Here is an 18,606-nt window from a genome sequence, read left to right as displayed (position 1 = left end):
GATTACCTAAACAAATTTTAAATATGAAACAGGCAATTTTTCCTAAAATCGTCATGGCCTTGTTTATACTTGGTTCTGTGATAGAAACCGTAGGTCAAAACAATCCTAATAATAAACGCACTAGTTATTCAGGGGAGACCTTCTCGATGGAAAACGAATATATTAAACTGAACTTTTATAAAAGAGTTTTAGGATGGGGATGGGGCGAAGTGCTTACACCTTCAGGCAAAATGATGGCCGTATTGGAACACTTAGGGGAAATAAAGCTCCAAGACCAAGACATTCCCGTTCGTTTTGTTGCAGAAACTTATTCCAAAAAAAAGACCGAAAATGGTGAAGAGGTGGTTTTTGATGTTGCCTCGGTAGTTGTCAGGGAAGTACTTGAAGGCACTTCATTTGAAAATTGGATGGCGTATCCGTATACAGAACCTGCCATAACGGGAACCGTGACCTTTACGGTTGATAACGACTCACGGTTCGTAAAACTTAAATATCGATTAAAATCCACTGGCAATTATAACGCCCAATATATACGTGGACCATGGCTCAAAATCGGTGAAACTTCATTTGAGACCCAAAAAACAGATGCCTTGCTGCCTGGTGTCGATTGGGCCATAGAAAAGGAATGGACCAGTGGAACTGATTTCTTCAAAGATCCTTGGGCCATGCGATTTGTACCGCATCCCAACAAAGTATCCGTTCCGGTAATGGCGATAAGTCATAACGGTACAGGTGTGGGCCTTTCCTGGAACCCTAAACAAACCGCTTCAAGATGGTTCAATTATCGTGCCCATGGACCACAGCCTGTTTTTGCCTCCCCAAATTTCATAGACCGAAAGAACAATCATCTTATGGGGCTGATGGTGCCCGATGCCTCTATTGAAGGGCATGAAAATGAGGTGGTCGCCGAGATACCTTTGGAGCTTAAAATTGACCAAACCATAAATTTTGATGCCGAATTATGGCTTAGCGATGGCAATAGCGTAGCTGTTTTAACCGACTGGGTGAAACAACATGGCCTTCCAGAACCCTCTGAGCCACGTTGGCCACATAAAGAAACGTTAGATCGAATTGCGGCGGCATACAACACCAATTTTTGGCATGAAGGAAAAGGTTTTGGGTTGATTCAGCGACCAGAAAAATCCATCAAACCCAATGTACCGGACTTCTTATTGCGTTATATCAAGGAGAACAAGAGGAGTAAAACCGCTAGGGAGCTACAGACAAAGATAGATTGGAGCCTTTCACAAATGAGCAATGGTTCAAAAACTCAAAATGAACTCATTAGAGAAGGAAATAAGCTATTGGCCGAACAAAAATCCGATGGTTCCTTTGTTTTCAATCCAGATGTTATCGACAAAGACGATTTTAAGGTGGCGACCACGTTTATAGAACCTATGGGCCTTAGAGGTGAAACCGCCTTGGATATTACCATAAGACCGGCTACACGATTATTGGAAATAGGAATAGAAACAAAAGACCAACGCTTTTTAGACGCTGCCCAAAAGGCCTTCGACTTTTGTATGGACTACCAAAGACCGGAAGCAGGTGATTTCTGGGAAACTCCTTTACACGCAGCAAACCTTTTGGCCGCAGGCCATGCAGCCGTGGGAAATTACCTTGCCTACAAGGAATTCAAAGATGAAAAATACAGGAAAAAGGCCATCTATTGGATGCGTACATTGCTCGCTTTTACCCATTTATGGGAACCCGACAACCTATCTATGATGTATTACACAAAACCTGTGCTAAGCTCAAGCGATTGGTATTTTGCCAACTGGGTACGTGATCATGTACAGTGGGAAGTACTGGCAGTATTCGCCGATGTGGCCCAAAACAACCTTAAATGGGATGAAATAGACCCTGACATTGACTGGCTGCGGTACCAAGAAGGGATTACCAACGCAGCGATTCGATGGATGGCCGCACAGACCATCGATAGAAATTGGTTGCCCCATAATTTGCCAGAAACACAAGATAGGTACCACAGAGGAGAATACGATTATGCATTTCCGGATACACATAATAGTGTAAGTGGCAACTACGGCGGAATGATGATCATGCCCTCTTCTATTGCCGAAAACATTTACTACCTATTAGATAGAAAAGCGGGGAAAAAATGAGGACGGAGTTCAAAAAATTGAGATTCAAAATTTTATGTGGGCTATTGCTGTTATTCTTGATACCCATTTTTGCAGGTTCCTTTCCAGACCCCGGAAAGGAATATCATATTTTTCAGTTTCCAAAGGACCAAATTCCCCGAATTGATGGTGAGTTTTCAGACTGGGATATGGTACCAGAATCCTTTACCATAGGTCTAGACCAGCTTATGGACACCCGCTTTGGAAATGGTACAAATCTAGACCCAAAGGATTTTGATATCTCCGTAAAGGTAGGTTGGGTTAAAGGACTCAATAGGCTGTATTTCTATTTAGAAATGTATGATGATTATTGGGATTATAACGACCCAGCACTGGGCCAGGATATTTTTGAGTTGGTAGTGGATGGAAACCTATCCGCTGGCCCGTTCATCAAACAACACAATGGCAACAAAGACAAAGTTTCTGTAGAAGAACTGCATTTTAAAGGTCATGGTGCCCATGCTCAAAACTACCATATTTTCACTCCTGTTCAAAACAAGGATGCTGTCATGATTTGGGGCAATACACCGTGGATAAAGGAGTTTCCACATTTTAATGTGGCCTACGATTATGCTTTTGAACATTCGGAAAGTGGAAAATTAAAAATGGAGTTCTGGATGACTCCGTTTGACCATGCGGCCGTTGAAGGCTTCCAAGAATCAACCGTGACCCAGTTGAAGGAAAACAATCGTATTGGACTTTCTTGGTGCTTCCTTGATTTTGATGGTGAAGCTTGCGAATCGTTTATGAACTTGGCACATGACACCAAAATGATTTATGACGCTTCGTACCTCAACATTTTTCGGTTGATGCCCTTAGAAAAACAGTTCATAAAACCCATCGAAGCGAATTGGGACTTTGTTGAACTGGACCGTGACCAACGGTGGTTTCAATTTAAGGATGAATCAAAAGGAAACATTACAAGCTGGCATTGGGATTTTGGTGATGGAAATTCATCGAATAATCAACATCCATCGCACCGGTATAACGAGGCCGGCGAATGGACCGTAATACTAACGGTAGAAGGTCCAGAAGGTAAGTCGGTACGTTCCAAAGTTTGGGATGTTGTAACAAAATAAACTATACCCATGAAATTAGGATTATTGCATAAAAATCGTCTCGTAGTCATTAGCTTATTGGTTCTTAGCTTAGGCAGTATTAAAGCTCAAAAATCATCACCTCCTCTTATCTCCCAACAATTTGCAGATACCTGGAGTGCCACCGATGATCTTCAGCGCAGTTTGCCTTTGAACAAAGAAACCGGGAATCTTGAAAAAGATAAGTTCGTGGGTATCTTTTATTTTACATGGCTCGGTGCGCATGGACATGACGAACACACTCAGACCCTTCCTGATGAAGGGGTACATCCCAAAACGGCTGCTGATACTCTTAGTCCTTATGATATTACTGAAATCATAAAGGAGAACCCAAAAAACCCAAAATATGGTCCGGTCAAGGCATTTCATCATTGGGGTGAACCTTATTTTGGTTATTATTTAACCGATGACGAATGGGTTATTCTAAAACATGCCCAATTATTGTCCGATGCAGGCATTGATGTCATCGTTTTTGACGTAACCAATTCCTTGGCCTATCTTCCACAAGTCAAAAAAATATGCAGGGTTTTCACAGAGCTTGAGAAAAAGGGTTGGGCAGTGCCCAAAATTGCCTTCTTGACCAACACCAAGCATGTTGAGACCACGGAGAAAATATACAATGGCTTTTATAAGAAAGGGCTTTACAAAAATCTTTGGTTTTATTGGAAAGGCAAGCCACTTTTGATGGGCAATAACGAAGGGTTGAATGCCGAACTGACCGATTATTTCAACTTTAGAAGGTCCTGGGCCTGGACGGATGGCCAAGAATGGTTTGGAGACGGAAAGGACAAATGGCCCTGGATCGATCATTATCCTCAGAACTTTGGTTGGCACGATTCTCCCGATATACCGGAACAAATTGTGGTTTCAACTGCGCAACATCCTATTTCCAATATCGGACGTAGTTTCCATAATGGGAAACAGCCGTCACCAGATAGTATTCAATCTGGGAAGGGGCTATTTTTTGATGAGCAATGGAAAAGGGCGCTAGAGGTAGATCCCGAATTTGTATTCATTACGGGGTGGAACGAATGGGTAGCCATGCGGTTTGATGATGGAAAGGCCAAAAACATGATGGGCCAGCCTATAAAAAAAGGGGAAACCTATTTTGTTGACCAATATAATGCCGAATTCAGTAGGGACATTGAACCCATGAAAGGTGGCTTTAAGGATAATTATTATTATCAAATGGTGGCCAATATCAGAAAATTCAAGGGCACTAGACCGTTTTCTCAAGATACAGGCTTCCACAAAATAAGCATTGATGGTACCTTTTCTGATTGGGAAAAAGTTTCTACCATCTATTATGACCATCAGGGAGATATTCTTCATCGATCACATCCGGGATGGGGCCGAATTAAAACATACCAAAACACTTCGGGAAGAAATGATCTGGTAGAGGCGAAGGTTGCTGAAAATTCTCAGAACCTTTATTTCCTCCTTAAGATTTCAGAAAAATTTGAAACCAAGGAATGGCCTACAGGGCTGGTTCTCTTTATCAAGGACGACGAATCCAATAAACCTGCCTGGGAAGGCTTTCATTACATGATTAAAATCGGGGCGAACGGTTTACAACTTCAAGAATCCGAAGGGGGATGGAATTGGAAGGAAAAAGCTAAAATTGACGCAAAGTTATCGGGCAATGCATTAGAACTTGCCATTCCAAAATCGGTTTTGAACTTAAAAGGAAAAAATCTGGAATTCAAATGGGCCGATAACACTTCCACCGATGGGGATATCATGAAATTCTATGATCAAGGCGATGTTGCCCCAAATGCCAGATTCACCTATCGGTATAAAATCATAATTCCGTAAAGTAAAGAACATGATCAGAAAAGCCTTTAAAATGAAATTGTTTCCCAATAAGGTGCAGGAATACACCCAAAGGCATAATCCCATTTGGCCAGAACTTGAGGATACACTCAAAAAGCTTGGTGTAAAAAACTACAGTATTTTTTTGGATTCAGATACGGATACACTCTTTGGCTATGCCGAAATTGAATCCGAAGAAAAATGGAATGCCATTGCCGAAACTACCATCTGTAAAAAATGGTGGGCCTACATGGCCGATATAATGGAGACCCATGATGACAATAGCCCTGTATCAAAAGAACTGAACTCTGTATTTTATATGTCTTAGCTTATGAAAACATTGATATACTTTACTTTACTTTCATTTTTAGCAATAACGTTTGCTTGCAAAGAGAAAACTCAAGAGGAGCCCAAAACTAAACAACCACTCAATATTGTACTGGTCCTTACCGACGATCAGGGTGCACATCTGTCTGCTCTTGGAACCAAAGGAATTGTAACACCGAACATTGATGCATTGGCAAAAAATGGAATGATGTTCACCAATTCTTTTGCTGTTGTCCCTTCATGCTCTCCTAGCAGAAGTTCCATAATGACGGGCATGTACCCTCATGCCAATGGGCATTGGCGGAATACAATAACACCCAAACTATCTGACGGGGACACAGAATTTACTAGGGCATCTTCCACTGTGGACAAAGTGGGCATCCATGAGTATATTGAAACACTTCCTGAGATACTTAAAGAAAATGGCTACTTCACCGCTATCACGCAAAAGTTCCACATGAGTCCGCCATGGAAGTTTCCATATAACGCAAGAAACGCCGTTCAAAATAGTCCAGAAGAATTCAAGAAGGTCATCTCTGATTTTATCACTGAGGCGGATGATAAACCTTTCTTTTTTCAGGCCAATATTGCCCCTCCCCATCGAAATCTGGATAAGCACATGGAAGATTTTCCGGAATTCCTTCCCCATAAAGACAGTATTGAAGTTCCCGAATATTTGGCTGATACTCCTGCTATGCGAGAAGATTTGGCCAAATATTATGGTTCCGTGCAATTGGCAGATGCCTGTGCGGGAAGTATTATGGATGTTTTAAAGGAAAAAGGACTCTTGGAAAATACTTTGATCATCTATACCGGCGACCAAGGTGAGCCTTACCATCGGGCGAAAGCATCACCGTATTACGCTGGACTCCACGTACCCTTTGTAGCGAGTGGCCCAATGGTGGAGAAAGATAAGGTTTCCGAGGCGTTGATATCACATATCGATATTATGCCTACTATTTTGGATTATTTGGAAATCGATATTCCCGAAACCGTTCAAGGTAAATCATTAAGGCCTGTTTTTTCTGGAGAATCCGAAAAAGTACAAGGACGTAATTATGTCTTCGGAGAACATAACTCTCACGGGCCAATACGAGCAGAACACTATCCAAGCAGGGTAATCTTTGATGGAAGATTTTACTATATCCAAAATTTGATGCATCAAAAAACATACGAACTACCCGCAGATTTGATGGTAGAAGAAGGATGGGGCAATGGAAGCTACCAAGCTACCTTGGATGCCGAGATAACATACCCTATTCAATACAAACTTTTAAAACAGTTGGAGTCGGGTCGCCCATTCGAGGAATTGTACGACATGCAAAACGATCCTGGACAATTAATAAATCTAGCAGGAAAAGAAGCCTATCATGAAAAACAGGAAGAACTCAAAAATGCACTTTTAAAGTGGCGTGAAGAATCGTATGATTTATCGGACGACCCGCAAGACATCAAAACCAGGCTCTTAGAAAAACAAACCATATGAGATATACCTTGTTCTTTCCGCTATTTGCTGTAGTTTTTTGCGCTTGCAAGCAAAACCCAAAAAACGCTGAGGAATCCATTCCAAAAAAGAAACCCAATGTTTTGATTCTACTTACTGATCAATGGCGAGCCCAAGCCACAAGTTATGCAGGGGATCCCAATGTATCAACCCCTTACTTGGATAGTTTGGCCGCTTCAAGCATTAATTTCCAAAATGCGGTTTCGGGCATGCCTGTTTGTTCACCCTTTAGGGCATCATTATTAACCGGACAAAGGCCACTTACCCATGGGGTATTTATGAACGATGTACAATTGGATACCAATGCCGTGACCATGGGCAAAATTTTTTCTAAAGCAGGATATGATACCGGATATATTGGGAAATGGCATTTGGATGGACACGGTCGTTTACAGTACATTCCCCCAGGGCCAAGAAGGCAAGGTTTTACATTTTGGAGGGGTAACGAATGTACCCACGACTATAATGAATCGGTGTATTATGAAAACGGGGACCCCAACCGAAAAATTTGGGCGGGATACGATACTTTTAATCAAACGGATGAAGCGATTGGTTATATGAATGACAGAAAAGATTCCAATAACCCCTTCTTGATGGTCGTTTCCTATGGCACCCCCCATGCCCCTTACCACACAGCACCGCAGGAATACAGGAATCGCTTTGATACTGATAAGATCATCCTCCGTGAAAACGTACCGGATAGTTTAAAGGCAAGAGCAAAGAAAGATTTGGCTGGGTATTATGCCCATATTGTAGCTTTAGACGATATGGTGGGAAAGGTTACCAATCATTTAAAAGCAACAGGACAAATGGATAATACCATAATAGTCTTTACCTCCGATCATGGAGATCTTTTAGGGTCACATGGAGCTTACAAAAAGCAACAACCCTATGAAGAATCCGCACGGGTACCCATGCTATTTTACGTTCCAAAAAAACTGAACATCAGGGCTGAAGAAAAAGATGCTTTGATAAATTCAGAGGATATATTGCCCACTATTTTAGGTTTGTGCGATATTCCAATTCCTGACACGGTAGAAGGTATAAACTATAGACCTTATCTGGAAGGCAAAGAACAAGTGGGCGAAACCACTTTGTTAACTTGTGTTCAACCTTTTGGTCAATGGAACAAGCCACAACATGGGGCAAGGGAGTATAGAGCCTTAAAAACCAAACGCTATACGTATGCACGAGATTTGGAAGGACCTTGGTTGCTGTTTGATAATGTAGAAGACCCCTACCAAATGAACAATCTGGTCGGAAAGGATTCCTACGTAGAACTTCAAAAAGAGTTAGATCAAAAACTAACCCAGAGATTGAAAGAAACAGGTGATGCATTTTTACCGGGCATGGAGTACATAAAGAAATGGGGATATCCTGTTGATGAAACCGGAACTGTACCTTATACACAATAAAAAATTGTAGTCGCAAAGTAAACTCATTGATGATTTGCTACATCAAGTAAATTGTATCAGGACATTAAATTGGTTCTCAAATCAGCAATGTAGAGGTAAAGGCTAAAACACTCAAAATGACTATTAAAAATTAAATAGATGGGATTTTATTTCCGATTACTTGTTCTTGCTTGTTTCATAAGCCCCTTTCTAGGTTGTAAGAACACTACACCAAAAGATGATGGTTCAACGAAAGCTGATATCACTTCAGACCGTCCAAATATTATATTCATTATGGATGACCAACACCGTTGGGATGCCCTAGGGAAGATAAATAGTCAGGTAATCACCCCTACCTTGGATAGTCTTGCTACGCATGGTATTTATTTCAGCCAAGCGGTTTGCCAAGCACCCATGTGTGTTCCGAGCAGAAACTCAATTATGTTTGGACTATATCCAAACCAAACCGGTGTTTTTCGTAATAATGGAGGTGTTCCCGATTCATTAATACCGGGTAAGACAATGGCACAGTATTTTAAGGATGCTGGCTATGAGACTGCAGGCTTTGGTAAAACACACTGGGGCAAATACAAAACGAATACTAGAGGATTTGAAACGCGCTATGTTTCAGAAATTCCTGAAGACGGTGCTATTAGCATGGCAGAAATGAATCCTGATGCCAAGGCAAGATATGATGTCGAAATAGCGCCCATGGGTGCTGGTGAGGAAAACAATCTTGGCTATCTTGGATTTACCAGTAAACTTCCCGAATCGGACCACCGTGATGGATGGATCACCAAGCAGGCCATTGACTACATCAAAAAGCGAAATGATGAAAGGCCACTATTCTTTTATCTATCTTACATGAAACCACATGCAGGCCATAATGTTCCCGAAGGTTACGAAGACCTGTATGCTGCAGATACCATCCAATATGCCCAGCAACCTCCTTGGGAAGCGGATTATTCGCCACATAGCGAAGGAGTGAATAGGCGTGATATGTACGAAGACTATTGGAAAAATGCTTCTGAAGAGGAATGGAAACTAATGACAATGCGTTACTATGCAAACGTTACTTGGATAGACAACATGATGGGCAGAACCTTAAAAGCGCTAAAGGATAAGGGAATCTTGGACAATGCCATTGTCATTTATACTTCGGATCATGGGGAAATGCTGGGCGAACGTTACTATCGCTTCAACAAATACAATTTGTACGAAGCTAGCGTGCGGGTTCCCATGATTCTTTCAGGAAGTGCGTTGCCAAATACCGTTCAAAAAAATACAGTGAACAATCGGCCTGTAGAAAATATTGATGTTCTGCCCACTTTACTCAGCGCAGCAAATATTGATTTGGATAAAGAACTGCCTGGCCAAGACCTATTGGGCCCTATAAAAAGAAGTGGCAGCTTCTCGGCCCTACATGAGCATGACGGAGAGGCTGCATTTATGTGGCGGACTCAAGAATACAAGTTGATTTTGGTCTTTGAACGGCAGAAAATGGTCGAAGACTACAAAGAAGAACATATTCTTACAGGTGAGTTCTACAACCTCAGCAAAGACCCCAACGAATGGGATGATCTTTATGGAAATGAGAGCGTCCAAGAGATTCAAAATAAATTTACCAAAGCACTTGTTGCTCATTTGCAAAAACAGTAAAAAGGCCTTCTTGAATGTATTACCGAAGAAATATTATGGTTTATTTAAAAAGAACTTTCTACTACTAGTTTTTTCATCTAACGGAAAGTCCTTTGGAGGTTGTTAAGTAATTTTACTTGTTGCGGTACATTCTGTTCCTTGAGTAAATGAACTTATGAAACCAACATTTTCAAATGATTCAACATCATGTTCCAAAGTGGTGTAAAATGCTAAGCAATAATCATAGTTTAGCACCATTGGTACTGGTTCATTACGGCTCGAAGGGCTTATTGGCTCACATGCACAAATCGAAGGAGATGTCTTCACTATTTTTAGTACTTCCTATGTCTTCTTTTTCTCATTTTGTTAGCCACTGCATCTCCCTTAAACCTTTCCTTTACTGGATCCCACTGCAAAGGTCGACCCAATTCATAAGCAATATTGGCCACATTACAGATGGTTGCCGAGCGATGACCCGTTTCTACATCGCATATAGGTTGGTTCCGGGTCTTTATGGCGTCTAGCCAATTTTGATAATGATTTCCCCTGTCGTTGAAGAGCGTACTTGGGTCACCACCATTGGGCATCAATATTTTTTCGGGTCTGGTTTCCAAAAAAGAACGGCTTACATCCAATTCTCCTTCGGTACCTATAAATCGCACCGCCCAGCTTCTCCCAAAGTCTTCATGCACCATTTCAATACCGTTTTCATAAAACATGCGTAACCCCCGCACAGCTTTGGGGTCTTTTGGCGGAATATATTCAACAGGGCCTGTTCTGTCCATTCCCAAGCACCATTGGGCAATATCGAACATGTGTGTGCCCCAATCTGCAAGTATACCGCCTCCGGTCTCTTTGAAATCGCGCCATGCGGGATAGCCTTCCACTACTTTTGGGGCAATGGTATGATGGTAGGTCAATAAGGGCGCTGGGCCACACCAAAGATTCCAATCTACTCCCTCTGGAGTCGGCTCGGCAGGAAGATCATATACTCGGTAAGGGTCTCCCACATTGACCAATACTTTTTTGATTTCCCCCAGTTTTCCTGAACTGACCATTTCTTGCGCCTTTCTGAATTTTTCCCAGGAACGCTGCATACTACCAACTTGAAGTACTCTTTTATTCTTTTTCACTGCATCAACCATGTCCCTTCCGTCTTTAATGGTGTTGGTCATGGGTTTTTCACAATACACATCCTTTCCTGATTTCAAAGCGTCTATGGATTGTATGGCATGCCAATGATCGGGGGTAGCTATGACAACTGCATCAATATCATTACGTTCCAATAGCTCTTTGTAATTTACATAGGTGGATACTCCATTGTACTTTGTAACGTTTCTTTTTTCGGCATAATATCCTTCGACAACATTCTTGAACCAATCTTGTTTTGGGGTCCAAACATCGCTTCCGGCCACAATTTGAGCAGAATTAGTGTATGATAAGAATTGATTTGCCAATATGCCCCCTTGTTTCCCCAAGCCTATATATCCTAAATTAATTTTATCGCTGGGTGCAACAAAACCTTGGCCCAAAACATGCCTGGGAATAATAGTAATGGAGCCTACAGCCAGTGCCGAGGTTTTTAGAAAATTCCTTCGCGAATTGATTGTGGTTTCATTCACTACCCCCTCCTTTTTTTTCATTGTATCTATTTTAAATTATCGTTTATGCTTCATATTACTCTCTCTTAGAAGTACCTATATCTTGTAAGCCCACATGTTGAACTTAGGAAGAAAAAACTAACTATCCATCTTTTTTGCACCGCAATTATTTACAGTGCCACATTCAAAATTCAGATAAGCGCCCTAACGTAAATTGATTTTTATGTTTGCTCGAATTTGTCTCTGGATTTTTAATGTCCTCTTGAACCAATCGTTTTGGCATTACGTAATCTTCTATCAAGAGATTTTTATTCAAAAAAAGGTATCCCAGGTGTGGCATATTTTCGCATAGCTTCCTCATTGATCTCCACACCAAGTCCAGGTTTGTTTGGTACGGGTATGTAACCGTCCTTGGTTAAAAAATCACCCTCAAAATTGACAATTTCCTTGAACATCTCATTTTCATGGAAGTAAATCTGCCATTCAAGAATAAGAAAGTTGGGTACTGCCGCACAGACATGGGCCGACGATATTGCTCCAAGATATGAGGCAACCATATGCGGTGCAAAAGGCGTATTATAGGTATTGGCCAAATTGGCTATACGCAATCCTTCACCCAAACCTCCGCATTTTTGAAGGTCCGGCATAATAACGTCCACTGCACCAATTTCAAAGGGATGTCTAAAGCCATAGGTCAAGTACCAATTCTCACCCCCGCAAATAGGAGTTGTAGTTGATTCACGAATACGTGCATACGACTCTGGAACCTCAGCAGGCACTGGTTCTTCCAACCACATAAGATTATAAGGTTCCAAAGCCTTGGCTATTTTCATGCCCGAAGCTTCATCAAACCTACCATGGCAGTCCACACAAATATCTATGTTAGGTCCCACAGCTTCACGCACCGCAGCAATTTGATCTTCCATACGCCTTAGCTCAGGAATACTTACGCTCCAGTTGTACAAATCCAATTTATTGGGGTCCTGACGGTCATCGATATCAAATTTCACCGCAGTGAATCCGTATTTGTCTACATCTTCCTTTGCTCTTCTGCCCATTTCCTGTGGCTCAAGCCGACTTCCGGCCGTATCGCAATAAACTCTGATCTTATCCCGAAATTTACCACCCATTAATTGGTAAACGGGCAATCCCAGTGCCTTGCCCACCAAGTCCCACAATGCTGTTTCCAAGGCTGTCATTACACAGACATACATACCTGCTTGAGCTCCTTTAAACAGACCTCCCCTGCGCATTTCTTCTTGGAGTCGATTAATGTTCAATGGATTTTTGCCAATCAAGTGGTTTTTTGCCAAGTGATGCACAACGTGATATGTTCCGTAAACCCCATCAACACCCTGTCCATGCCCAACGATATCCTGATTGGTATAGATTTTTACAAAAAGGCTGTGTTCATTTCGGATAAACCCGCATTTCACCGCCGTGATTTTAAGATCGGAAGGTGCCGATGATTTTGGTGTTTTTTCAATGGAGGATGCCAATCCATTATAGGAAGTGGCCAACAGTGCACCGCTAATACCCAAAGTGGTCCTGGACAAAAAAGAACGGCGCGACGTCTTTTTGCCAACGGACGAAGAAAATAGTTTCATTGATTTTGATTTTGATTTCGATTTGTCAACAACTAAATATACTAAAAATGAAAATAGATTTTCAATAGAGGACCAGCACACTTATACCTACTAAAACCATACATCTCTTGCAACGTCCAGTGATACACAACAAATAGGCGATGATCAATATATAGTTCAACAAAAAAACGTCTAGGTTTCGACGTTCTTTGTTTGGGCTTTTTTCAAAGCGGAGCTTTTAAATAAATTTTGAGAAGTCATGGGAACTCATCTTTAAAGGATGTCTTTTTCAAGAACATAATCATCCATTACATAGCCATTGCCTATATCCTGTATAATGGAGTCCACGTTGACGAATCCCATTTTTTCATAGGCTTTGATTGAGTTGGAATTGTACTTGTTGACGGTCAGTCTTATTTTAGGAATTCCACGTTCGCGTGAATACGATTCCATAAAAGTGATTGCTGTTTTAGCAATTCCATTTCCCCGAGCTGATTTTAGAACGTAGAGCTTACTTAAAAAGAGAAAATCTTCATCGATGTCAAAAGAAAAATAACCCACAAATTCCTCTTTAAATTGGAGCAGGTAATAAGCAATCTCCTTTTCCAATTGGTCTTGAATTGCTTTGGCCGACTGAAACCGGTTCAACATATAATTCACCTGCCCCAATCCAATTATAGGCGTATAATGTTCGGTCCAAATGGTTCGGGCCAAGCTTGCCACTGTCTTTATATCAGACTTTGAACGTACCGGTACTGTGCTTATCATTGCTTAAAATAACCTGCTTACCCTTGGTGTAAGCCTAAATAAAAGAACCCTTGGTAAAGTATTTTAACTTAGAGAAATCTTTTTCACCTCCTGTTTCATAAGTCTTGACAAGGTTTCTGGTCGCATTGCCAAAAATGAGGCCAAATGCTTTCTAGGAATTCGCTTGACAATTTCTGGTTTGCTATGTTCCAAAAAAAACTCCAATCGTTTTCTACCATTGGGTATGCGGGCCAAATACACCCTATGTTCGGCCATGACATAATATTGTTCCAACATAATCCGATATATCTGCCTTATTTCAGGGAAATTATCAAGACAATACTTATAATCTTCATATTCTAAATAATCACAATGGGTGTCTTCCATAGCCTGTATATACTCCCTAGTCTTTTCATGCTTAAAAAAACCAGTAATAGAGGTAAAAATCTCATTCTCGGAATCTATCCACGTTGTTATATCCGTCCCCTCACTTACAAAATAACCTCGAACCAAACCTTTTTTAATCAGATACAGTTTATCACAGATTTCTCCTTCCCTGCTTATTAGTTCGTTTTTTCTGAAAGAAATATTCTTGATTTTTTCCACCAAAAAAGATTTAAGGCTTGGGCTTAGTGGATAAATGGCATTAAGATAGAGTAAAATGAAGAGGTTCTTCTCAATTTTTTGGTTGGATGACATTCTACTATGGTTTGTTTCTATTACAAATGTCTTATTCTGAATATCACAAGACATTTGATTATTAGCACTGGTCTGGTTATTTTTTGCCTAAATGGTGTATGCTAATCAAAAATATCCACTCAATACATTGGTAGCAAGCAATCTTTGAAATTTTATGCTAAACGACTCATTCAATGGGTTAAAATACATTCTAGCTAGGGTTGAACACCCAAGATAGAATCCAAAAGTTTTTTAGAATTGATCAACTCTGTTTCCAACCGTTGGTTTTCCTCCAAATATTGTAAATGCAACTGTTCAATTCTTCGTTCAAACTCATCTGCTGGGACATAATCTGGCTCCAAGAACGAGCTGTTTAAAATACTGATTAGGGTGAACAGAAAACTAATGCCGATTGCTGAAATGAGAACAATAAGCAAGGTTTTTTCCCTTTTCAACCTGGGTGAGCTTTTCTTCAGAAGTTGCTTTTCGTCCTTGCTCAATTTTCGGGCACTGGACAACTGCTCAACGAATACATCCCACTTCTCCTCTTCCTTTACATACATATCCTTAAATCCGCCTTCTTCCAAAAAATCTTCGGTGCTAGGGGTAGAGGCCAGCATAAAAATATCCATTCCATTCCCGCTCATCACATCCAAAAGTTCCATATCATACTCTTGGATTTCCTTGATCAGCTTTTCCACAAATTGCAGGCTATAGTTTGGGCGTAAAAATTCATCATACAATGTCTGTATTTCAAAATAATCCGTGCGCTCAAGAGCATATTCCAAAAAACGGTCTTTTAATTCAGCCTTAAAGAATTCGCTCATTCCTATAAAAGAAGATTAGATATTGGTTTTTTGATTGTATTGCTGTCCCCGCAAATTTAGTCTATATAATGCCTGTTACCTGTAATTTCAATGTAAAGAATTTATCACCTCAAAATTTGTGGCAGTAAAGTGCTGGTAAAATGCTTTTACGAATTTCAAAACCGTTCCGGAAAATTAGACAATCTCGGCACTTAACCCAGCTTGCAACAATTTGGAGCATTTTGGTTTTAAATAGGAATATTCCCCGGTTTTTACGGTACATTTACCGTTGTAGTGCACAATAAGGGAGCATTGTTCTGCCTGTTCCGGAGTATGTTCGCAGACATCGATCAATGTTTCAATGACGTGATCAAACGTGTTTACATCATCATTAAAAAGTACTATTTCATTTTGCTTAACCGTCTCCTCTTCCAGAAGAAGGTCTTCCAAGCCTTTTTCTTTTGTGCCCATAATCGTGGAGTTAATGCCTTTCTAATTTACATATTTTACTGAAATCCAGCGGTTCTTCTCCAGCTTTTTTTCAAATTCTAAACCATTGGCCTTACATTTTGAAGAAATGGCATCTAAATCCTCCAAATAAAATCCACTTAGAAAAAGTTGGCCACCTGCATTGAGGCATTGGGCATAAATGGGGATGTCTTCCAGCAGTATATTTCGGTTGATATTGGCCAGGATTACATCGTATTTTTTTCCCTTTAGTAAACCCCTGTCTCCTTGAAAAGCTTGAATATCAGAACAATCGTTACGTTCCACATTTTCTTGGGTATTCAAATAGCACCATTCATCAATATCGATGGCATCCACAGGCCCAGCTCCCCTTTTTTTGGCCAATATTGCCAATACCCCGGTGCCACAACCCATATCCAAGACGGATTTACCTTTAAAATTGTTTTCAAGGATATGCTCCAACATCATATGGGTGGTCTCATGGTGACCCGTTCCGAAGCTCATTTTGGGTTCAATGACAATGTCATATTCCACATCGGCCGCCGCATGAAAAGGTGCCCGAACCATGCACCTATCCCCTACTTTTATAGGATGGAAGTTTTTTTCCCACTCCGCATTCCAGTTTTGTTGCTCAATTTCTTTACGGGTCCAAGTGATGTCAAAATCGGAATGCTCTAGAACGAATAAATCATCTAGAATACCTTCCTTCCATTCCGATTTTAAGATATAGGCCAACACCCCCGAATCGTTCTCTACAAAACTTTCGAAGCCGGCTTCACCTAATTCCGCAATAAGAATGTCCGCCGCGGGCTGCAGCGGATTTATTTTAAAATCGTATTCCAGATACACCAATGCCATATGGCGCTAAAGATTAAATCGCTTCAATAATGGCGACAAAATCATCTGATTTAAGGGATGCGCCGCCAATCAATCCGCCGTCCACATCGGGTTTGGAGAAAATATCAGAAGCATTGTCCGGCTTTACACTACCTCCATACAAAATGGAAACTTCGTCGGATACGGAACTGTCGTAGGCTTCGGAAATAGTCTTTCTGATAAAAGCGTGCATCTCCTGGGCTTGCTCAGGTGAAGCAGTTTCGCCTGTGCCAATGGCCCAAACCGGTTCGTAGGCCAAAATGATGCTTTTCCAAGCTTCGGCGTCCAAATCGAACAGGGCATTTTTCAATTGACTTTCCACTACCGAAAAATGATTGTCAGACTTTCGGTCTTCCAATTCCTCACCAAAACAGAAAATGGTCTTCAATCCTTTTTCTACTGCTGTTTTCACCTTTTTGGCCAAAAGTTCATCGGTTTCACCAAAATAGGCACGACGCTCGGAGTGACCAAGAATAACAATGTCCACATCGATGTTCAGAAGCATATCCGCCGAAATCTCACCGGTATAGGCACCACTCTCTGCGAAATGCATGTTCTGGGCAGCCACTTGGATTGTAGATGCTTGAAGGCTTCTTTTAGCTGCGGCCAAATTCACGAATGTTGGTGAAACAATAACTTGCGCTTTGGTGTCGGGCAGTTTTGCAGAAAGCTCAGCTAATAAAGCCTCTGTCTCTTCCAAGTTCTTGTTCATTTTCCAGTTTCCTGCCACTATTTTTGTTCTCATGTTGTTGGTTTTTCTTGTGTTCTATTATTAAAAAGAAAGTTTGTCAATATCGTTGTAATGTACTTTTTGTTGAATGGTTCCGTTCTTCAATACCAATACTGCTGGATTGGAACGGACGATAGTTTTTAAGGCCGTCTCATCGGTAAAATAAAAATCAAAAGGTAATTTGTATTGCTTTTCAATCTTGTTGGACAATTCATCGTTGGAGGCCGACATACCAATCACTTTATATCCATTTTGCTTGGCTTTTTCGGTCACTTGGGCCACTTCTGAAAAAGCGTCATAGTTGCTTTTAGCCAAATCATAAGCGATGACCATGACCAATTTATCTTCGTTCAAAAATTCAGAGGCGAAATTTTGTCCATCCTTTTCAATGGTGAAATCATGAATAGGCGGTTCATAGCCTTCCTGTATTTGTGTAGTTTCAACATCCACAAATTCCCCGTCCACGGAGGGATATTCCCCATTGGTTACAATTATTTGGTCCTCTCCGTTTACTTTGAATCGCCATGCATATTCGTATATGGGTTCTGGAGCACCCTCTGGAACCGTCATACCCTCCTCAATATTGGCTCCTATTTTGTAAGGCCTAAAATCCACTGACGGTAAATGGTTCAGCACATGATTGGCAAACAAAATACAGGCCAATAGGGCCACTCCACCCACAATCCAGTTGGTTTTTGTGTTGAAAAGTGGTGTGATGTATTTCTGTCCAAAAAATAAAATCAATATCAATACCAAAAGAATCACATCCTTTGTAAAGGATTCCCATGGCGTCAATTTTATGGCGTCACCAAAACAACCACAATCGGTTACTTTGTTGAAATAGGCGGAATAAAACGTGAGGAAAGTGAAGAAAACAATCATCGCCAAGAGGCTCCAGACGGTAATCTTGGGTTTAAACCCTATCAATAAAAGGACGCCCAATAGTACCTCAACAATAACCACAAAAATGGAAATTCCCAAAGCGATGGGTTCCAAAAAAGGTAAATCCAGAACAGCAGGGCTAAAATATTCCTCCAATTTAAATGAAAACCCAACGGGGTCGTTCAATTTTATGAGTCCACTAAAAATGAACAACACCCCAACGATAACTCTTGAAATCCAAACCAAATAGTTCATATTTTTTCAAAATAAAATTTCAACTTCCAACAACTTAAACAACAATACCGACTTGGTTTGACAC

General features: G+C 40.9%; 16 protein-coding genes. 7 read left to right on the top strand and 9 right to left on the bottom strand.

The annotated features are described in order from the left end of the window. The first annotated feature begins 23 nt into the window (after positions 1–23). The 7 genes from ACFOWS_RS05025 (at position 24) to ACFOWS_RS04995 (ending at position 9,934) form a co-directional block, all read left to right on the top strand. On the top strand, positions 24–2,123 hold the full coding sequence (locus tag ACFOWS_RS05025; RefSeq protein WP_379762864.1) for a hypothetical protein: 2,100 nt from the start codon (positions 24–26) through the stop codon (positions 2,121–2,123). Between the two features lie 17 nt (positions 2,124–2,140). After that, a complete protein-coding gene (locus ACFOWS_RS05020; protein ID WP_379762863.1) occupies positions 2,141–3,220 on the top strand; it encodes a PKD domain-containing protein in 1,080 nt (359 codons plus the stop codon). A 9-nt stretch (positions 3,221–3,229) separates the two neighbouring features. Next, positions 3,230–5,053 carry a hypothetical protein gene (locus tag ACFOWS_RS05015; RefSeq protein WP_379762862.1) on the top strand — a complete coding sequence of 608 codons (1,824 nt, stop codon included), beginning with the start codon at positions 3,230–3,232 and terminating at the stop codon, positions 5,051–5,053. Between the two features lie 10 nt (positions 5,054–5,063). Further along, the gene (gene rhaM, locus ACFOWS_RS05010) at positions 5,064–5,378 is read left to right on the top strand and encodes an L-rhamnose mutarotase (RefSeq protein WP_379762861.1); all 315 of its coding nucleotides are present in this window, start codon (positions 5,064–5,066) and stop codon (positions 5,376–5,378) included. 3 nt (positions 5,379–5,381) lie between these two features. After that, complete coding sequence (locus ACFOWS_RS05005) at positions 5,382–6,863, top strand: sulfatase family protein (RefSeq protein ID WP_379762860.1); 1,482 nt, start codon at positions 5,382–5,384, stop codon at positions 6,861–6,863. Continuing rightward, positions 6,860–8,296, top strand: a complete 1,437-nt coding sequence (locus ACFOWS_RS05000; protein WP_379762859.1) for a sulfatase family protein — start codon at positions 6,860–6,862, stop codon at positions 8,294–8,296. Before ACFOWS_RS05005 ends, ACFOWS_RS05000 begins: the two co-directional genes overlap by 4 nt. 138 nt (positions 8,297–8,434) lie before the next feature. Next, positions 8,435–9,934, top strand: a complete 1,500-nt coding sequence (locus ACFOWS_RS04995; RefSeq protein WP_379762858.1) for a sulfatase family protein — start codon at positions 8,435–8,437, stop codon at positions 9,932–9,934. A gap of 311 nt (positions 9,935–10,245) precedes the next feature. On the opposite strand, the gene ACFOWS_RS04990 is transcribed toward ACFOWS_RS04995, so the two are convergent. The 9 genes from ACFOWS_RS04990 to ACFOWS_RS04950 all read right to left on the bottom strand — a co-directional run bounded on the left by ACFOWS_RS04990 (position 10,246) and on the right by ACFOWS_RS04950 (position 18,542). After that, positions 10,246–11,556 carry a Gfo/Idh/MocA family protein gene (locus ACFOWS_RS04990; RefSeq protein WP_379762857.1) on the bottom strand — a complete coding sequence of 437 codons (1,311 nt, stop codon included), beginning with the start codon at positions 11,554–11,556 and terminating at the stop codon, positions 10,246–10,248. 266 nt (positions 11,557–11,822) lie between these two features. After that, on the bottom strand, positions 11,823–13,121 hold the full coding sequence (locus ACFOWS_RS04985; RefSeq protein ID WP_379762855.1) for a mandelate racemase/muconate lactonizing enzyme family protein: 1,299 nt from the start codon (positions 13,119–13,121) through the stop codon (positions 11,823–11,825). Positions 13,122–13,373: 252 nt separating this feature from the next. Further along, positions 13,374–13,868: a GNAT family N-acetyltransferase gene (locus ACFOWS_RS04980; RefSeq protein ID WP_379762854.1), complete on the bottom strand. Its 495-nt coding sequence runs from the start codon at positions 13,866–13,868 to the stop codon at positions 13,374–13,376. Between the two features lie 63 nt (positions 13,869–13,931). Then, entirely contained in the window at positions 13,932–14,546 is a 615-nt protein-coding gene (locus tag ACFOWS_RS04975; RefSeq protein ID WP_379762853.1) for a Crp/Fnr family transcriptional regulator, read from the bottom strand. Positions 14,547–14,740: 194 nt separating this feature from the next. After that, positions 14,741–15,352 (bottom strand): hypothetical protein, encoded by a 612-nt coding sequence (locus tag ACFOWS_RS04970; protein WP_379762852.1) that lies wholly within the window; start codon positions 15,350–15,352, stop codon positions 14,741–14,743. Positions 15,353–15,526: 174 nt separating this feature from the next. Beyond that, positions 15,527–15,802 carry an ATP-dependent Clp protease adaptor ClpS gene (locus tag ACFOWS_RS04965; RefSeq protein ID WP_067032625.1) on the bottom strand — a complete coding sequence of 92 codons (276 nt, stop codon included), beginning with the start codon at positions 15,800–15,802 and terminating at the stop codon, positions 15,527–15,529. A gap of 21 nt (positions 15,803–15,823) precedes the next feature. After that, a complete protein-coding gene (gene prmA, locus ACFOWS_RS04960; protein ID WP_366587544.1) occupies positions 15,824–16,657 on the bottom strand; it encodes a 50S ribosomal protein L11 methyltransferase in 834 nt (277 codons plus the stop codon). A gap of 13 nt (positions 16,658–16,670) precedes the next feature. After that, the gene (gene tpiA / locus ACFOWS_RS04955) at positions 16,671–17,420 is read right to left on the bottom strand and encodes a triose-phosphate isomerase (RefSeq protein WP_366587541.1); all 750 of its coding nucleotides are present in this window, start codon (positions 17,418–17,420) and stop codon (positions 16,671–16,673) included. 27 nt (positions 17,421–17,447) lie between these two features. Continuing rightward, positions 17,448–18,542 carry a BT_3928 family protein gene (locus ACFOWS_RS04950; protein ID WP_379762851.1) on the bottom strand — a complete coding sequence of 365 codons (1,095 nt, stop codon included), beginning with the start codon at positions 18,540–18,542 and terminating at the stop codon, positions 17,448–17,450. Positions 18,543–18,606 lie beyond the last annotated feature (64 nt).

Source organism: Flagellimonas marina (genome assembly GCF_042651185.1).
In the GTDB taxonomy this organism is placed as follows: Bacteria; Bacteroidota; Bacteroidia; order Flavobacteriales; family Flavobacteriaceae; genus Flagellimonas; species Flagellimonas marina.
The sequence above is the reverse complement of the archived record's forward strand: the minus strand, read 5'-3'. Positions and strand labels throughout refer to the sequence as shown.

What these genes read in the sequence shown, in the direction of transcription:
- ACFOWS_RS04980 (WP_379762854.1), bottom strand. Translation starts at nt 13,868, where the DNA reads ATGATAAGCACAGTACCGGTACGTTCAAAGTCTGATATAAAGACAGTG.
- prmA (WP_366587544.1), bottom strand. Translation starts at nt 16,657, where the DNA reads ATGGCATTGGTGTATCTGGAATACGATTTTAAAATAAATCCGCTGCAG.
- ACFOWS_RS05025 (WP_379762864.1), top strand. Translation starts at nt 24, where the DNA reads ATGAAACAGGCAATTTTTCCTAAAATCGTCATGGCCTTGTTTATACTT.
- ACFOWS_RS05005 (WP_379762860.1), top strand. Translation starts at nt 5,382, where the DNA reads ATGAAAACATTGATATACTTTACTTTACTTTCATTTTTAGCAATAACG.
- ACFOWS_RS05015 (WP_379762862.1), top strand. Translation starts at nt 3,230, where the DNA reads ATGAAATTAGGATTATTGCATAAAAATCGTCTCGTAGTCATTAGCTTA.
- ACFOWS_RS04950 (WP_379762851.1), bottom strand. Translation starts at nt 18,542, where the DNA reads ATGAACTATTTGGTTTGGATTTCAAGAGTTATCGTTGGGGTGTTGTTC.
- ACFOWS_RS04990 (WP_379762857.1), bottom strand. Translation starts at nt 11,556, where the DNA reads ATGAAAAAAAAGGAGGGGGTAGTGAATGAAACCACAATCAATTCGCGA.
- ACFOWS_RS04970 (WP_379762852.1), bottom strand. Translation starts at nt 15,352, where the DNA reads ATGAGCGAATTCTTTAAGGCTGAATTAAAAGACCGTTTTTTGGAATAT.
- ACFOWS_RS05000 (WP_379762859.1), top strand. Translation starts at nt 6,860, where the DNA reads ATGAGATATACCTTGTTCTTTCCGCTATTTGCTGTAGTTTTTTGCGCT.
- ACFOWS_RS04965 (WP_067032625.1), bottom strand. Translation starts at nt 15,802, where the DNA reads ATGGGCACAAAAGAAAAAGGCTTGGAAGACCTTCTTCTGGAAGAGGAG.
- ACFOWS_RS04995 (WP_379762858.1), top strand. Translation starts at nt 8,435, where the DNA reads ATGGGATTTTATTTCCGATTACTTGTTCTTGCTTGTTTCATAAGCCCC.
- rhaM (WP_379762861.1), top strand. Translation starts at nt 5,064, where the DNA reads ATGATCAGAAAAGCCTTTAAAATGAAATTGTTTCCCAATAAGGTGCAG.
- ACFOWS_RS04985 (WP_379762855.1), bottom strand. Translation starts at nt 13,121, where the DNA reads ATGAAACTATTTTCTTCGTCCGTTGGCAAAAAGACGTCGCGCCGTTCT.
- tpiA (WP_366587541.1), bottom strand. Translation starts at nt 17,420, where the DNA reads ATGAGAACAAAAATAGTGGCAGGAAACTGGAAAATGAACAAGAACTTG.
- ACFOWS_RS04975 (WP_379762853.1), bottom strand. Translation starts at nt 14,546, where the DNA reads ATGTCATCCAACCAAAAAATTGAGAAGAACCTCTTCATTTTACTCTAT.